This window comes from Serratia liquefaciens ATCC 27592, from assembly GCF_000422085.1.
GTDB classification, from domain to species: domain Bacteria; phylum Pseudomonadota; class Gammaproteobacteria; order Enterobacterales; family Enterobacteriaceae; genus Serratia; species Serratia liquefaciens.
Map to the genome: position 1 here is coordinate 112239 of NC_021741.1, position 15960 is coordinate 128198.

Genomic DNA, 15960 nt, shown 5'->3' on the forward strand with positions numbered 1-15960 from the left:
TTATGTTTGTTTGCTGTTTCTCACAGTCTGTGTAAATCCCTACTGGTTATATTGACGACACCCCAAACAGTTGGCAATTTGGTAGCCTCAGGGGTAAGAGCGAGAGTTGTTTGAGTGAATTCCACGCGCTCAGACGCCCCCACCGGGACGCGTTCCACCCGGCTCTCTCGCGCAATTATCCCTCCCAGCCTTCGGGCACACTGCACAGGCCGCGCAATAAAAAATACAGGCTCTGGCGGTAAAACACACATCACATCACATAATGGAGCACTAGCGATGACAAGTTCCTTGGGAAAAACAGGGATTCTGAAATTCGGTATTGGGCTGATTGCGTTGACCGTTGCGGCCAGCGTGCAAGCCAAGACTCTGGTTTACTGTTCTGAAGGTTCCCCGGAAGGGTTCAACCCGCAGTTGTTTACCTCGGGTACCACTTATGACGCCAGCTCGGTGCCAATTTACAACCGTCTGGTCGAATTCAAAATCGGCACCACCGAACTGCAGCCGGGCCTGGCTGAAAAATGGGACGTTAGCGAAGACGGCAAAGTCTACACCTTCCACCTGCGTAAAGGCGTGAAGTGGCAGAGCAGCAAAGATTTCAAACCGACCCGTGACTTCAACGCCGACGACGTGGTGTTCTCCTTCGAACGCCAGCTGGACGCGAATAATGCCTATCACAAAGTCTCCGGCGGCAGCTATGAGTACTTTGAAGGCATGGACATGCCGAAACTGATCGCCAAAATCGAGAAGGTGGACGATTCCACAGTCCGTTTCGTGCTGAACCGTCCGGAAGCCCCGTTTGTGGCTGACCTGGGTATGGACTTCGCATCCATTCTGTCTGCCGAATACGCCGACGTGATGATGAAAGCCGGTACTCCGGAAAAAGTTGACCTGAACCCAATCGGTACCGGTCCGTTCCAACTGCTGCAATACCAGAAAGACTCCAAAATCCTTTATAAGGCATTCGACGGTTTCTGGGGCACCAAGCCGAAGATCGACCGTTTAGTGTTCTCTATCACGCCAGACGCTTCAGTGCGTTACGCCAAGCTGCAGAAAAACGAATGTCAGGTGATGCCGTTCCCGAACCCGGCTGACATCGCCCGCATGAAGCAGGACAAAACCATCAACCTGATGGAACAACCGGGGCTGAACGTTGGCTACCTGTCGTTCAACGTTGAGAAAAAACCGCTGGATAACCTGAAGGTGCGTCAGGCGTTGACCCTGGCGGTCAACAAGCAGGCGATCATCGACGCGGTGTACCAGGGCGCAGGCCAGGCGGCTAAAAACCTGATCCCGCCAACCATGTGGGGCTATAACGACGCGGTGAAGGATTACACCTACGATCCGGTCAAGGCCAAAGAGCTGCTGAAAGAAGCGGGCATGGCAGACGGCTTCGCCATCGACCTGTGGGCTATGCCGGTACAACGTCCGTACAACCCGAACGCGCGCCGCATGGCGGAAATGATCCAGTCTGACTGGGCGAAAATCGGCGTGAAAGCCAAAATCGTGACCTATGAGTGGGGTGAGTACCTCAAGCGCGCCAAAGCGGGCGAGCATCAGACGGTGATGATGGGCTGGACCGGCGACAACGGGGATCCGGACAACTTCTTCGCCACGCTGTTTAGCTGTGCGGCGGCGAAAGATGGTTCCAACTACTCTCGTTGGTGCTACAAGCCGTTTGAAGATCTGATCCAACCGGCACGCGCTGAATCGAACCACGACAAACGCATCGAACTGTACAAACAGGCTCAGGTAGTGATGCACGATCAGGCTCCGGCACTGATTGTCGCCCACTCCACCGTTTACGAGCCAGTGCGTAAAGAAGTGAAGGGCTATGTTGTGGATCCGCTTGGTAAGCATCACTTTGAGAATGTCTCTCTAGATTAATTCTGGCCGTTAAGCCGGCGACACACGAATGGACTTGGCAGGGGCGCAACAGGTTGCGCTTCTGCTGACCAGTCTCCGGCGTATGGCATCAGGATTGTTCAAAGTGTGTGAGCTTTAATAAGCCTGGCGGACGATGAGCTGCCGGGCACTTTATACAGAGAGTTCGGGATATGTTGCAGTTCATACTCCGACGTTTGGGGTTAGTTATCCCAACGTTTATCGGCATAACTTTGCTGACTTTTGCATTCGTCCATATGATCCCCGGTGACCCGGTGACCATCATGGCCGGGGAACGCGGGATCTCCGCAGAACGCCATGCGCAGTTGATGGCGGAAATGGGGCTGGATAAACCGCTCTATCAACAATATTTCTCTTACGTATCCAACGTGTTGCAGGGTGATTTGGGTACGTCCCTCAAAAGCCGCATCTCCGTTTGGGATGAGTTTGTTCCACGCTTCAAGGCCACGCTGGAATTAGGGTTCTGCGCGATGATTTTTGCCGTGCTGGTGGGTATCCCGGTCGGGGTGCTGGCGGCAGTCAGGCGAGGCTCAATATTCGATCACACCGCGGTGGGCATCTCGCTGACCGGCTACTCGATGCCGATTTTCTGGTGGGGCATGATGCTGATCATGCTGGTCTCGGTGCAGCTAAACCTGACGCCGGTATCGGGGCGGGTCAGCGACACGGTGTTCCTCGACGATACCTTGCCGTTAACCGGTTTTATGCTGATTGATACCCTGATTTGGGGCGAACCGGGCGACTTCGCTGATGCCGTGATGCATATGATCCTGCCGGCTATCGTACTCGGCACCATTCCGCTGGCGGTGATCGTGCGTATGACGCGCTCCTCAATGCTGGAAGTGTTGGGCGAAGATTACATCCGTACCGCGCGCGCCAAAGGCGTGAGCCGCATGCGGGTGATCGTGGTGCATGCTTTGCGCAATGCCTTGCTGCCGGTGGTAACGGTGATTGGCCTGCAGGTCGGCACCATGCTGGCCGGTGCGATCCTGACCGAAACCATCTTCTCCTGGCCGGGCCTGGGGCGCTGGCTGATGGATGCGTTGCAGCGTCGCGACTATCCGGTTGTTCAGGGCGGCGTATTGCTGGTCGCCTGTATGATTATTCTGGTTAACCTGCTGGTAGACGTGCTCTACGGCGTGGTCAACCCGCGTATTCGCCACAAGAAATAAGGGGCGCTCTAATGTCTCAAGTCACTGAGTCTGTAGTTAAAGGTGCGCCGAAGCCCATGACCCCGTTTCAGGAGTTCTGGCACTATTTCAAGCGCAATAAAGGGGCCGTTGTCGGCCTGGTTTATATCATTGTGATGTTCGTTATCGCCATCGGTGCCGGGGTGCTGGCACCGCATGCGCCAGCGGATCAGTTCCGCGACGCGCTGCTCAAACCGCCGGTCTGGCAGGAAGGCGGCAGCTGGCAATATATCCTCGGTACTGACGATGTGGGCCGTGATGTACTGTCGCGCCTGATGTACGGCGCGCGGCTGTCGCTGTTGGTCGGCTGTCTGGTGGTGGTGCTTTCGCTGATCATGGGCGTGGTGCTGGGCCTGCTGGCCGGCTATTTCGGCGGCGTGGTAGATGCAATCATCATGCGTATCGTCGACATCATGTTGGCGTTGCCGAGCCTGCTGTTAGCATTGGTGCTGGTGGCTATCTTCGGCCCCTCCATCGTCAACGCTTCGCTGGCGTTAACCTTCGTCGCCTTGCCGCACTACGTGCGACTTACGCGCGCGGCGGTCTTGGTGGAAGTGAACCGCGACTACGTCACCGCTTCACGCGTGGCCGGTGCCGGTGCGCTGCGCCAAATGTTTATCAACATCTTGCCAAACTGCCTGGCGCCACTGATCGTCCAGGCCTCTCTTGGCTTCTCGAACGCCATTCTGGATATGGCCGCTCTCGGCTTCCTGGGCATGGGTGCGCAACCGCCAACGCCGGAGTGGGGCACCATGCTCTCCGACGTACTGCAGTTCGCTCAAAGCGCCTGGTGGGTCGTGACCTTCCCCGGCGTGGCGATTCTGCTGACGGTGCTTGCATTTAACCTGATGGGGGACGGTTTGCGTGACGCTCTCGACCCCAAACTCAAGCAGTAACAGAGGACGAGAGAGATGGCGTTATTAAATGTAGACAAGCTTTCGGTGCACTTCGGTGACGAAGGCACTCCCTTCCGCGCGGTAGACCGCATCAGTTACAGCGTGGAGCAGGGCCAGGTGGTGGGCATTGTCGGCGAGTCCGGCTCCGGCAAGTCCGTCAGCTCGCTGGCGATTATGGGGCTGATCGACTTCCCCGGTAAGGTGATGGCCGAAAAACTGGAGTTTAACGGCCAGGATCTGCGCAAAATTTCCGAAAAAGAGCGTCGCCAACTGGTGGGCTCGGAAGTGGCGATGATTTTCCAGGATCCGATGACCAGCCTTAACCCGTGCTACACCGTCGGCTTCCAGATCATGGAAGCGTTGAAGGTGCACCAGGGCGGCAACCGCCGTACTCGTCGTCAACGGGCTGTTGATTTGCTGACCCAGGTAGGTATCCCCGACCCGGCTTCGCGTCTCGACGTTTATCCGCACCAGCTTTCGGGTGGGATGAGCCAGCGCGTGATGATCGCCATGGCGATTGCCTGCCGACCAAAGCTGCTGATTGCCGATGAACCGACCACCGCGCTCGACGTGACCATTCAGGCGCAAATCATCGAACTGCTGCTGGAATTGCAGCAGCGTGAAAATATGGCCCTGTTGCTGATCACTCACGATCTGGCGCTGGTGTCCGAGGCGGCGCATCACATCATCGTGATGTATGCCGGGCAGGTGGTGGAGTCCGGTAAGGCATCGGAAATCTTCCGCGCACCGCGTCACCCTTATACTCAGGCGCTGCTGCGCGCGTTGCCGGAATTCGCCGCCGATAAAGCGCGCCTGGCTTCGCTGCCTGGCGTGGTACCGGGCAAATATGACCGCCCAAGCGGCTGTTTGCTCAATCCACGCTGCCCGTACGCCAATGAGCGTTGCCGTACTGAAGAGCCGGAACTGCGCAGCATTCCCGGCCGTCAGGTTAAATGTCACACACCGCTGGATGATGCGGGGAGGCCGACCGTATGAGCCAGAACCAACCCTTATTGCAGGCGATTGACCTGAAGAAACACTACCCGGTCAAGAAGGGGCTATTTGCCCCGGAGCGGCTGGTCAAAGCGCTGGATGGCGTTTCCTTTACGCTTGAGCGTGGCAAAACGCTGGCGGTGGTGGGCGAATCCGGCTGTGGTAAATCGACGCTGGGTCGCCTGCTGACGATGATTGAAGTTCCGACCGGTGGCGAGTTGTACTATCAGGGGCAGGATTTGCTGAAGCCGGATGTCACGGCTGAGAAGCTGCGACGCCAGAAGATCCAGATCGTGTTCCAGAATCCTTATGGATCGCTCAACCCACGCAAGAAGGTCGGGCAGATCCTTGAGGAGCCGTTGCAGATCAATACCGCGTTAAGCAGCGCAGAACGTCGTGAGAAAGCGCTGGAGATGATGGCCAAGGTCGGATTGAAAACCGAGCATTACGATCGTTATCCCCATATGTTCTCCGGCGGGCAGCGGCAGCGTATCGCTATTGCACGCGGGTTGATGCTTAACCCGGACGTAGTGATTGCCGATGAGCCGGTTTCCGCGCTGGACGTGTCCGTGCGGGCGCAGGTGTTGAACCTGATGATGGATTTGCAGCAGGATCTGGGGCTGTCTTACGTGTTTATCTCCCATGATTTGTCGGTGGTGGAGCACATTGCCGACGAAGTGATGGTGATGTATCTCGGCCGCTGCGTGGAGAAGGGCAGTAAAGACGCCATCTTCAACAACCCGCGTCATCCGTATACCCAGGCGTTGCTGTCCGCGACACCGCGCCTGAATCCGGATATGCGTCGCGAGCGCATCAAGCTGACCGGCGAATTGCCCAGCCCGATGAACCCGCCGCCAGGTTGTGCATTCAATGCTCGCTGCCGCCGTGCTTTCGGGCCTTGTACCCAACTGCAACCCCAGTTAAAGCAATACGGCGAGCAGATGGTGGCCTGCTTTGCGGTCGATCAGGATGAAAATTCTGCGGCATAACTTTGTTATCCATGACAATTAACTAAAAATGCCGGTTTTTACGCCGGCATTTTTTTTGCTTTTAATTATGATCGTATTAATTAGTTTATTGAGTGGATTTTTTATTTGTATTAATGGCGCTTATTTTTCTTAGCGAAATCCTGACGAAATAAGCTGAATTAGGAATCTTCGCAAACCACTGATAATTAATCTCTTGGCTTTTTTTATCCGGATTATTACGCCGATTGGAATGGAATGCCCAAAGCCAATGTTAAGGATTAAGGTTCCGCCGCAGATTGATGGCTGCAAAAAAAAGCACGCCTGAAGGCGTGCCCAGATGGCTGATAAAGTCCTTTGCAATTAAAAGTTCTGATTAGGGACTAATAAAAACAAAGGATTATGTTTTCTGATTTACCCCAAACATCCGAAAACCACGTTTTTTCGGGTGTTTGTCATCAGACTAAGCACGCCCGAAGGCGTGCCCCTGAGTCATCAGGTAATGCAATTACTGGGGATAAGGTACCCAATCGCCGCCGTTTAGCCGGATGTAAGGCTTGCCCTGGTATTGCATCACGATGGCGTTGTCATTCTCGGAAATGACCGCCGTCTGCGGCAGGTTCTGCGTCAGCGCCTGCCAGTCTACGCTCGGCGCGGTGAAGGCCTTGCCGTCTACCAAACGAGAAACCAGCTCGGAAAGCGCCAGGTAGCTGCTTGGCGTTTTGACCTGCAGCGGGCTGCCCTGATGCGGCGCTTTCATACCAACCAGTTTGATACCTACCGGCGTATGGGTAATGTTGGGGCTGGGAATATCGCGCAGACCGGACATCTGCATTTTGTCTCCCACCAGTGCCGCGCCGTGTTCCGGCACGATCACCACCATCACCTTGCGGCCAGACTTCTCCAATTGTTCCAGGAAGGTGTTCAACTGGTCGAACAATTTCTGCGCCCGGGGTTGATAGTCCGCGCTCTTGTTCGAACCGACGAAACGGTTACCGTCATGCAGTGGAATGATATTGAAGAAGGTGGCGCTGCGGGCATCACCGGCTTTCTGCTGCTGATCCAGCCAGCGGGTGAGCAGTTCCAAATCGTTGTATATCGGTTCGCCATCGAACGAGGCCAGCTCATTGCCGATCCCGGCCTGAGACATCAGCGGTGCCTGCATATCACCCTGTTCGCGCAGCTCTTTCAGGAAGTTGCCGAACACGCCGGAGTGATCCAGCATCAGCTGCTCTTTGAAGCCCAGCTTGGCAAGATTATCAAACAGATAGCATTGCTGATTGACCGGCTGATACAAATCGTGATGCGAAGGCTGACCACAGCTGGCGCGTAACAACCTGATTGCCGCCGGGCCGCTGTAGGCGGTGGCCGAATTGAAGTTGTCGAACATAATGTCCATCTTCGACCACAGCGGATGGTTTTCCAGTTTTACCGCGTCCATGTCGGCCCAGGCCAACGAACAGATGTTGATCACCAGCAGGTCAAACGGCTGAGCATCGGCAGGCAGGCTGGCCGGGAAGGCGGTTGCGCGGGTTTTTTCCTTGTCGTAGAACTGATTCAGATAGGCCGTCAGGTTGGCGCTGGTTGGTGGCGCACTGTCCGCCGGTGCGCTGTCGCCCCCGGCAGCCGGCGGCGTCGTTGCCGGGGTGCTACTGGTAGAAGCGTTGGTACTGGCCGGTAACAGGGAGACGGCCGGCCCGGCAATGTTGACCAGGTTCAACCACACCAGTGCGGCAACGGTGAATACGGTAACCCGTACCCATTGAGCCAGGAACAGGTAGGCAATCAGCATCACGAAGGCCGCGCCGATCATCTGCCAATTGATAAAGCGATTTATCAGCTCCAGCAGGTACTGGGCGCTAAAGCCGGTCAATTGCGAACCCTGGCTCATGATGCTGTTGATGCCGGGCAACCAGGTGTCGTGATAGAACAACGCAATCCCAATCGGGATCGCCACGTAATGACGCCAGCGGTGCAGACGCATCGCCGGTATCGGCATCAACAGAAATGCCATGAACACCAGGTTGGGCAAGGCGTGGAAGTTCAGGTAACCGAACCACAGCAGGGCAAATTTGGCCAGGAAGTAGTAGTTCCAGCCACCCAGCCCACGCCAGTAGCGCCACAGGGAGTTGTCGGATTGCGGGTTGTTTGTTGGCTTCATGGCTGTTTCTTACGCTTAATCTGAGATGAAGAACCTTCGCGCACCCATAATCCGATGGATTTTAAATAGCGCGGTGATAACAACAGGTTTTGCCAGTACTGACGCCAGTGCGGGAAACGCCGGTGAAAGGCGTAACCCAGCGGGATGAAAATAATGGCGCACAGAATAATCAGTTGCACAATGTCGTTAAGATTCAACATGCTTATTCTCCTGCGCACCGGTAGTCAGCGTGAAAGCCACCGGTTGACGGCGCTCCTGCGGGCGGTCTGCCTCGGCGGCGGCCTGGCGCGGTGTGGCCTGTACGGTCGCTGCAGGCAACGAAATATTGGCGTTGTGCGCCAGCCGTTTAATTTCAGAAATAATATCTACGTCCTGGTGCCACACCACCCGGTTACTGAAGGCTTCATCTACCGGCAGACGAAAAATAAACTTCAGAGCGGTATCCAAATCGTTAATCCGGCAGGTGGAGAGAAACAGGACCAGACGGCCTTGCACCACGGTCATTACGTCGCCGAAGCGCCGTAGAAAGCAAAGGGTCATCGCCTGTTCGGCGCGCAACCCGGGCACCGGGCGCAGCGCTACCATCACACCTTTACCGTCTTCCGGCAGCAGCGTGTTGCCCATCAGCGAAATCACCGCCTGACTAAAATCGTCCGGCCGCATATAACCTTTCAGCTGCAGCGGGCGCAGCCCGGCCAGCAGGGCATCAATATCTGCCGGAACGTGGCGCGAGAAGCGTTGCCCCTGAATACCCTCAAGCATGGTCAAAAAGCGCGATAACGGTGCCACGTGCGGCACAATCAGATTGGCGCCGCAGGCCAACAGCAAGCGTTCGTCACTGTAACGCAGGCTGGCGCTCATCTCGCGTACCACGATTTTCAGTCCGTTGCCGCGCTGACGGCGCAGGCTGTGGATTTGATGTGCCAGCGCATCAATTTCATCACTTTGGTACAGGGCGAAGATCAACGTAGCCGAAAGCGTCAACATGCCGTGCTGCGCCAGTTGCGCATTGGTTTGCAGCAGTTGCCAGTTGGCCGATAGCGGCGGCGCGCCTTCAAGAATGCTCTGCTGGGCCAGGTAGCGCCCTTCATCGCTGCGGATGGAGGTCGGAGAAGGTTTATTGCTGTCGTCGTCACCCTGCCAGCCGTGTTCACCGGCATACAGCGTCAGTAATTGGTTGGCGTTGATGCCGTTTTCGGTGCTCCACCAGTTAACCAGATACTGTGCACTGTCCTGCTGCCACTGCAGGCTGGCCAGCCCGTTAAGGATGCGGTGTTGAGTGCTGAGTTGCCCTTTGAGTTTATTCACGCCGCCGCCGTGGCTGAGGATCAGCAGCGTGCAGCCTTGTCGGCGCAGCCAGGCGCCGGTGGCGCGGGTCCAGTCACCCAACTCTTCGCGGGTGAAGGTCTGCCATAAGCTGGCATGGGCCAACAGAATCAATAGGCGATTTTGCGGTTTTAGGGCGCGCATCAGGTCGTCGCTAAAGTGCATCAGCGCCGCTTTTTTCTCGGGAAGCTGGTACAGCGGGATTTTTTTCAATGCGGGGGAGACAAGTGCCGCCAGCAACCCGTCAGGTTTTTCTCCGCTGCATATCAACGCGACCTGGCTGGTTGCAGCCTGGGCAGCCAAGGTTTGCTGGCAGAGCAGGTTGGCATCGGTTTGACGGTCGACATTCACCCAATACAGCCCCGGGGCTTGCATGACAGACAGTTCTTCCCAAATCTGCCGAACACCTAATGAGAAAGATTGCGCCATAGGATATTTTTCTACTTTCGTTGAAAGTGTCGTCGCGGCCAACTGAGTATAGCTATTCGGCCATCCTGTCATTGGGAACAATAATAAAAAAATTAAAACCAGCCATGTACTAATATTTGTTGAGAATCATCTTATTGGCCATGTCTTTTTTTTAGCGTTGCTATAGTAATTAACATTAGCCTATTTTTTTGAGGCGGCAGAATGAATGATCAATTAACGCGCTTTCACGCAGTGGTGCCATCGGAAACTCAGGACGATTTGCTGGCGCTTAGTCGGGCATTTTCGCTGCCAAAATTAAGCTATGTCGATATCGCACGTCAGGAGCGGTTAACGCAAATGATGGCCAACTGGCCGCTGCTGGCCGAATTAGCGCAGACCACGGGGAGCCGTTAGTTTATGCCAGTGATTGCTCTGCAGGGGTTGCGAGGCGGGATGGGGGCGACGTCGGTCACCGCGGCGCTCGCGTGGGCATTACAGCAACTGGGCGAGTCGGTATTGGCGATTGATTTTGCGCCGGATAACCTGCTGCGTCTGCATTTTAATACGCCATTCGAGCTGGCACGGGGTTGGGCGCGGGCCGAGCAGGACGGCGGCGATTGGCAACAGGGCGCGATGCGCTATTGTGAAAACCTCGACTTTCTCCCCTTTGGCCAGCTCACCCTGGCGGAACGGTTGAATGTACAGCAATCTTGTCGGCAGCAGCCCGCCCGCTGGCAGGACAATGTGGCGCAGCTAAACGCTGCGGCGCAGTACAACTGGATCCTGTTGGATCTGCCGGCGGATGATGAAGCACTGGCTCAGCAGGCGCTGGCGGTGGCAGATTGCGTCTTTACCCTGATTGCTCCGGACGCAAACTGCCAGGTGCGGCTGCATCAGCAAGTGTTGCCGCAAGGCTGCCGTTTCCTTATTAATCACTATTTCGCCGCCAGCCGACTCCAGCAGGATTTACACCAGCTGTGGCTGCAAACGCTGGGCGGATTGTTGCCGGTGGTTATCCACCGCGATGAGGCGATGGCCGAAGCCCTGGCGGTGAAACAGCCTTTGGGGGAATACCGGCCGGAAAGCCTGGCTGCGGATGAAGTGCTGACGCTGGCTAACTGGTGTCTGATTAACCTGAAGGGGACGGCGCCATGAGCCGGGTGATGAACCTGCTGCTGGTGCCGCCGGTCCATCAGGCGGTGCAGACGCGTTACCGTACCTACCGACGGCATGGTTCGTCGGCGTTTACCGCCTTTTTCACCACGCTGCTGGTGGCACTGGGCTGGATTTTCCTGCGTTTCGAATCCCCCGGCTGGCAACGGTTGCGGGCTGCGCGTAGCTATTGGTTCCCCCATCTATCCTCCAGCCGTCCGCGGCCGGCGGACGCGCTGCGCTATCTGGTACAAGGGTTATGGCTGCTGGTGTTCCGCACCGATCGTGCACCTGTAACCCATCATCGTTTCGCCGGCTGGCGGCGGTTGCAATTGCGCTACGCCCAGTGGCTGCAAACCCTGCCACAGCGGCTGGAAAATGCCGGGCTGGAGCAGCGTTCGGTTGAGCGCCTTGGCCGGATGAGCCAGCGCATGCGCCGTCTGCTGTTTATCATTGTCGGCGTATTGGCGGCAATCCTCGCCATACTCTGTATTTCTCAACCGTTCGATCTGCCGGCGCAGTTTGTGTTTGTGGTACTGCTGTGGGCCATTGCCATGGTGGTGCGCCGGGTACCGGGCCGTCTGCCGGGACTGATGCTGATCGTGCTGTCGCTGACCGTTTCCTGCCGCTACCTGTGGTGGCGCTATACCGCCACCTTGAACTGGGACGATCCGCTCAGCCTGACCTGCGGCCTGCTGCTGCTGATAGCGGAAACCTATGCCTGGGTGGTGCTGGTGTTGGGGTATTTCCAGACCGTCTGGCCGCTGAATCGCCAGCCGGTGCCGATGCCTGCTGACAGCGCAACCTGGCCGACGATCGATTTGCTGGTGCCGACCTACAACGAAGATCTGGGGGTGGTGAAGCCGACCATCTACGCCGCGCTGGGCATCGACTGGCCGAAAGAGAAGGTCAGTATTTACATCCTCGATGACGGTAACCGGCCAGAATTCAAAGCGTTCGCCGAAGAGGTGGGGGTTAAGTATATCGCCCGGCCGACTCATGAGCATGCCAAGGCCGGTAACATCAACAACGCGCTGAAACAGGCCACCGGCGAGTTTGTCGCGATTTTTGACTGTGACCACGTACCCACGCGCTCGTTCCTGCAACTGACCATGGGTTGGTTCTTCAAAGACAAAAAGCTGGCGATGCTGCAGACCCCGCATCACTTCTTCTCGCCGGATCCTTTTGAGCGCAACCTGGGGCGTTTTCGTCAGACGCCGAACGAAGGAACGCTGTTCTATGGCCTGGTGCAGGACGGCAACGATATGTGGGACGCGACCTTCTTCTGCGGCTCCTGCGCCATTCTGCGTCGCAGTGCGCTGGATGAAATCGGCGGTATCGCGGTGGAAACCGTCACCGAAGATGCCCATACCTCCTTGCGTTTGCATCGCCGTGGACACACCTCGGCGTATATCCGTATCCCCCAGGCCGCCGGGCTGGCGACCGAGAGCCTGTCGGCGCACATTGGCCAGCGTATTCGCTGGGCACGCGGCATGGTGCAAATCTTCCGGCTGGATAACCCGCTGTTAGGCAAGGGGCTGAAGTTGGCGCAGCGGTTATGTTATGCCAACGCCATGCTGCACTTCTTGTCCGGTATTCCGCGGCTGATCTTCCTGACCGCGCCCTTGGCTTTCTTGTTGCTGCATGCCTACATCATTTTCGCCCCGGCGCTGGCGATCGCGCTGTATGTGTTGCCGCATATGATCCACGCCAGTCTGACCAACTCGCGTATTCAGGGGAAATACCGGCACTCTTTCTGGAGTGAGATCTACGAAACGGTATTGGCCTGGTATATCGCCCGGCCAACGACGGTGGCGCTGTTCAATCCGCACAAGGGCAAATTCAACGTCACCGCCAAAGGCGGGCTGGTGGAAGAAGAGCACGTCGACTGGGTGATCACCCGGCCCTATATGTTCCTGGTGATCCTGAATCTGGCCGGGCTGTTCTTCGGCGTTTGGCGGCTGGGTTACGGCCCGGCCGATGAAGTCATGACGGTGATCATCAGCCTGGTGTGGGTGCTGTACAACATGACCATTCTCGGTGGGGCGGTGGCGGTAGCGGTAGAGGCCAAACAGGTGCGTCAGGCGCACCGGGTAGAGATCGCGATGCCGGCCGCAATCGCTCGTGCCGACGGCCATCTGTTCCCTTGTACGCTGCGCGATTATTCCGATGGAGGGGTGGGCATTGAGATGCGCGTAGCGGATGCGCTGAAAGATGGCGACAAGGTGTCGCTGCTGCTCAAACGCGGGCAGCAGGAATACAGCTTTCCGTGTGTGGTGACCCGAGCCTTCGGCAGCAAGGTGGGGATCCGTATGGTTTCCATGACCACCCGCGAACACATTGATTTTATTCAGTGCACCTTTGCCCGCGCCGATACCTGGGCGTTGTGGCAGGACGGGTTCCCTGAAGATAAACCGATCGAAAGCCTGCGCGACGTTCTGGCGCTGGGCTTCCGGGGTTACGTACGTATGGCGGATTATGCACCGCCGATGGTGCGCCGCCTGCTGGTCGGGTTCACGACGCTGATTGCGTGGGGAGTGTCATTTATCCCACACGGCGTTGGCAGAGCCCCGGCCTTCAGCCAAAAAGAGACAGTGGTATAGGCAAACCGCCCGCTCACTCGCCTGGCCCCCAGGCTATAACATTGATGATGATACGATGACGAGAAAAATAACCTGGTTTACCGCCCTGGCCTTAGGCATCAGCACCCTGTCTCAGGCTGAAACCGCCACCGCGCCGACCGGACAGCCGCCGGTGACGATACCCGCCGATGCGTCGGTCACCACCCCTATGGGATCGGCCGCGCCGGTGGATCCGAATGCGCCGGTTCGTGATGTGCAGTTGCCGTTCGCCACTATTGCTCCGCCGCCGGGGACCTTTACCCTGCGTGGTACCCGGCCGGATGGCCAGGTTGAATTCGGCGTGCGCAGCGATGAGGTGGTGTCGCAGGCGATGCTTGATCTGGAGTTTACGCCGTCACCGTCGCTGATCCCGGTGGAATCGCACGTCAAGGTGTACCTTAATGATGAGCTGATGGGGGTGACGACCCTTGCCAAAGAGCAGCTCGGTAAACCAAATCGCATCCAAATGGCGATAGATCCTCGCTATATCACCGATTTTAACCGCGTACGGCTGGTGTTCGTTGGCCATTACCAAAACATTTGCGAAAACCCGGCCAGCACGACCTTGTGGTTGGAAGTCAGTAAATCCAGCTCGTTGAACCTGCGCTTCCAGACCTTGCCGGTGAAGAACGAACTGTCGCATTTCCCGGAGCCGTTTTTCGACAGCCGCGACAACCGCCCACTGATCTTGCCGATGGTGTTTGCCGGCCAGCCGGATATCACTCAGCAGCGCGCGGCAGGCATTTTGGCTTCGTGGTTCGGCAGCAAAGCACAGTGGCGCGGTCAGTCGTTCCCGACGCTGTACAACAAGCTGCCGGAACAGCACGCCATCGTCTTCGCCACCAACAAGCAGCGTCCGGATTTCCTGCGGGATTATCCGGCGGTCAACGGGCCGACGGTGGAGATGATTAGCCATCCGGATAACCCGTACATCAAACTGCTGCTGGTGCAGGGGCGCGATGACAACGATTTGATCACCGCGGTGAAAGGTATCGCGCAGGGCAATATTCTGTTCCGTGGCCAAAACGTCACGGTGGACAAGGTCGAACAGCTGGCTCCGCGTCAGCCCTATGATGCGCCTAACTGGGTGCGCACCGATCGGCCGATGACCTTCGCCGAGCTGCAGCAGTACGCTGAGCAATTGCAAACCAGCGGTATCGAGCCGGGCCCCATTTCGTTGACCATGAATTTGCCGCCGGACCTGTTCCTGATCCGCAGTACCGGCATCGATATGCACTTGAAATACCGCTATACCGCCCCGCGCATTCAGGACGGTTCGCGGCTGAGCGTCAGCCTGAACAACCAGTTCGTGCAGGCTTACTCGCTGGTGCCGGAGCATGAGCAGGGAGCCCAGTTGCTGCGCTTGCCACTAACCCAGGGGCTGATCGACTCGGACAAGAACGTCAATATTCCGGCGCTGCGTCTGGGGGCGACCAACCAACTGCGTTTCGACTTTGACTACACCACGCTGTTGGCCAGCGGCGCGGAAGGGCGTTGCGAAACCTATTCCTTCACCGCTAACCATGCGGTGATCGACGGCGCATCGACCATTGATTTCTCCGGTTACCGTCACTTTATGGCGATGCCGGACCTGCGGGCCTTTGCCAATGCCGGTTTCCCTTTCAGCCGCCTGGCCGATTTGTCGCAAACGCTGGTGCTGGTAAACAAGCAGCCGCAACCGGCGCAGGTCAGCGCTTTGCTGAACGCGATGGGCATCATTGGCGCGCAAACCGGTTACCCGGCGTTGGCGATGACGCTGAGTGACGACTGGTCGCAGGCCAAGGATCGGGATGCCGATATTTTGATGATCGGCACTATTCCCCCGGAGCTGAAGGACGATAAAAAGATCAGCCTGCTGGTGGATGCCACCCAGAGCTGGGTCAAACAACCGACCCGGCAGTTGCCGCTGCCGACCATGGACGTGCTGGCAGAAGACACCAAGCCGGACAGCAAAACCACCATCAGTTCTGAAGGGGCGATGGCCGCAATTATCGGCGTGCAGTCGCCGTTTAACGCTCAGCGCAGCATTGTGGCATTGCTGGCGGACAGCGCGCGGGGTTACGACCTGTTGAACACGGCGCAGCTGGACAGCGGCAAGCGTGCCGCGGTGTTTGGCTCGGTTGCGGTGATCCGTGAATCAGGCGTGAACAGTCTGCGAGTGGGCGACGTTTATTATGTTGGCCATCTGCCATGGTGGGAGCGTATCTGGCACGCGCTGTCGACCCATCCGGTGTGGCTGGCGGTGATCGCCGTGGTGGTCGTGGTGGTGCTGGCGCTGATGTTATGGCGTGGCCTGAAGGCCTTCAGCCGCCGTCGCCTGTCACCTGAAGACCGGGACTGATTGCC

12 protein-coding genes are annotated in these 15960 nt (G+C 57.2%); 9 read left to right on the forward strand and 3 right to left on the reverse strand.

Features of this window, described 5'->3' with window-relative positions:
* Nucleotides 1-276 precede the first annotated feature (276 nt).
* The 5 genes from dppA to dppF all read left to right on the forward strand — a co-directional run bounded on the left by dppA (nucleotide 277) and on the right by dppF (nucleotide 5970).
* Nucleotides 277-1884 (forward strand): dipeptide ABC transporter periplasmic-binding protein DppA, encoded by a 1608-nt coding sequence (dppA, locus tag M495_RS00510; RefSeq protein ID WP_020824727.1) that lies wholly within the window; start codon nucleotides 277-279, stop codon nucleotides 1882-1884.
* 170 nt (nucleotides 1885-2054) lie between these two features.
* Complete coding sequence (dppB, locus tag M495_RS00515) at nucleotides 2055-3074, forward strand: dipeptide ABC transporter permease DppB (RefSeq protein WP_020824728.1); 1020 nt, start codon at nucleotides 2055-2057, stop codon at nucleotides 3072-3074.
* An 11-nt stretch (nucleotides 3075-3085) separates the two neighbouring features.
* Nucleotides 3086-3988, forward strand: a complete 903-nt coding sequence (gene dppC / locus M495_RS00520; RefSeq protein WP_041414095.1) for a dipeptide ABC transporter permease DppC — start codon at nucleotides 3086-3088, stop codon at nucleotides 3986-3988.
* Nucleotides 3989-4003: 15 nt separating this feature from the next.
* The gene (gene dppD / locus M495_RS00525) at nucleotides 4004-4984 is read left to right on the forward strand and encodes a dipeptide ABC transporter ATP-binding protein (protein ID WP_020824730.1); all 981 of its coding nucleotides are present in this window, start codon (nucleotides 4004-4006) and stop codon (nucleotides 4982-4984) included.
* Nucleotides 4981-5970: a dipeptide ABC transporter ATP-binding subunit DppF gene (dppF, locus tag M495_RS00530; protein ID WP_020824731.1), complete on the forward strand. Its 990-nt coding sequence runs from the start codon at nucleotides 4981-4983 to the stop codon at nucleotides 5968-5970. The genes dppD and dppF overlap by 4 nt, the downstream gene beginning before the upstream one ends.
* A gap of 484 nt (nucleotides 5971-6454) precedes the next feature.
* Here dppF and bcsG read toward each other — a convergent pair whose 3' ends face one another.
* The 3 genes from bcsG to bcsE are packed head-to-tail and all read right to left on the reverse strand — an operon-like array spanning nucleotide 6455 to nucleotide 9862.
* Nucleotides 6455-8107, reverse strand: a complete 1653-nt coding sequence (gene bcsG / locus M495_RS00535) for a cellulose biosynthesis protein BcsG (protein ID WP_020824732.1) — start codon at nucleotides 8105-8107, stop codon at nucleotides 6455-6457.
* On the reverse strand, nucleotides 8104-8307 hold the full coding sequence (gene bcsF / locus M495_RS00540; RefSeq protein ID WP_020824733.1) for a cellulose biosynthesis protein BcsF: 204 nt from the start codon (nucleotides 8305-8307) through the stop codon (nucleotides 8104-8106). Before bcsF ends, bcsG begins: the two co-directional genes overlap by 4 nt.
* Nucleotides 8294-9862: a cellulose biosynthesis protein BcsE gene (bcsE, locus tag M495_RS00545; protein WP_041414097.1), complete on the reverse strand. Its 1569-nt coding sequence runs from the start codon at nucleotides 9860-9862 to the stop codon at nucleotides 8294-8296. Before bcsE ends, bcsF begins: the two co-directional genes overlap by 14 nt.
* Nucleotides 9863-10063: 201 nt before the next feature.
* On the opposite strand from bcsE, the gene bcsR reads away from it, so the two are divergent.
* The 4 genes from bcsR to bcsB are packed head-to-tail and all read left to right on the forward strand — an operon-like array spanning nucleotide 10064 to nucleotide 15955.
* Nucleotides 10064-10255, forward strand: a complete 192-nt coding sequence (bcsR, locus tag M495_RS00550) for a cellulose biosynthesis protein BcsR (protein WP_020824735.1) — start codon at nucleotides 10064-10066, stop codon at nucleotides 10253-10255.
* 3 nt (nucleotides 10256-10258) lie between these two features.
* On the forward strand, nucleotides 10259-10996 hold the full coding sequence (bcsQ, locus tag M495_RS00555) for a cellulose biosynthesis protein BcsQ (RefSeq protein ID WP_041414099.1): 738 nt from the start codon (nucleotides 10259-10261) through the stop codon (nucleotides 10994-10996).
* On the forward strand, nucleotides 10993-13596 hold the full coding sequence (gene bcsA, locus M495_RS00560) for a UDP-forming cellulose synthase catalytic subunit (RefSeq protein ID WP_020824737.1): 2604 nt from the start codon (nucleotides 10993-10995) through the stop codon (nucleotides 13594-13596). Before bcsQ ends, bcsA begins: the two co-directional genes overlap by 4 nt.
* A gap of 55 nt (nucleotides 13597-13651) precedes the next feature.
* A complete protein-coding gene (gene bcsB / locus M495_RS00565) occupies nucleotides 13652-15955 on the forward strand; it encodes a cellulose biosynthesis cyclic di-GMP-binding regulatory protein BcsB (protein ID WP_020824738.1) in 2304 nt (767 codons plus the stop codon).
* Nucleotides 15956-15960: the final 5 nt, after the last annotated feature.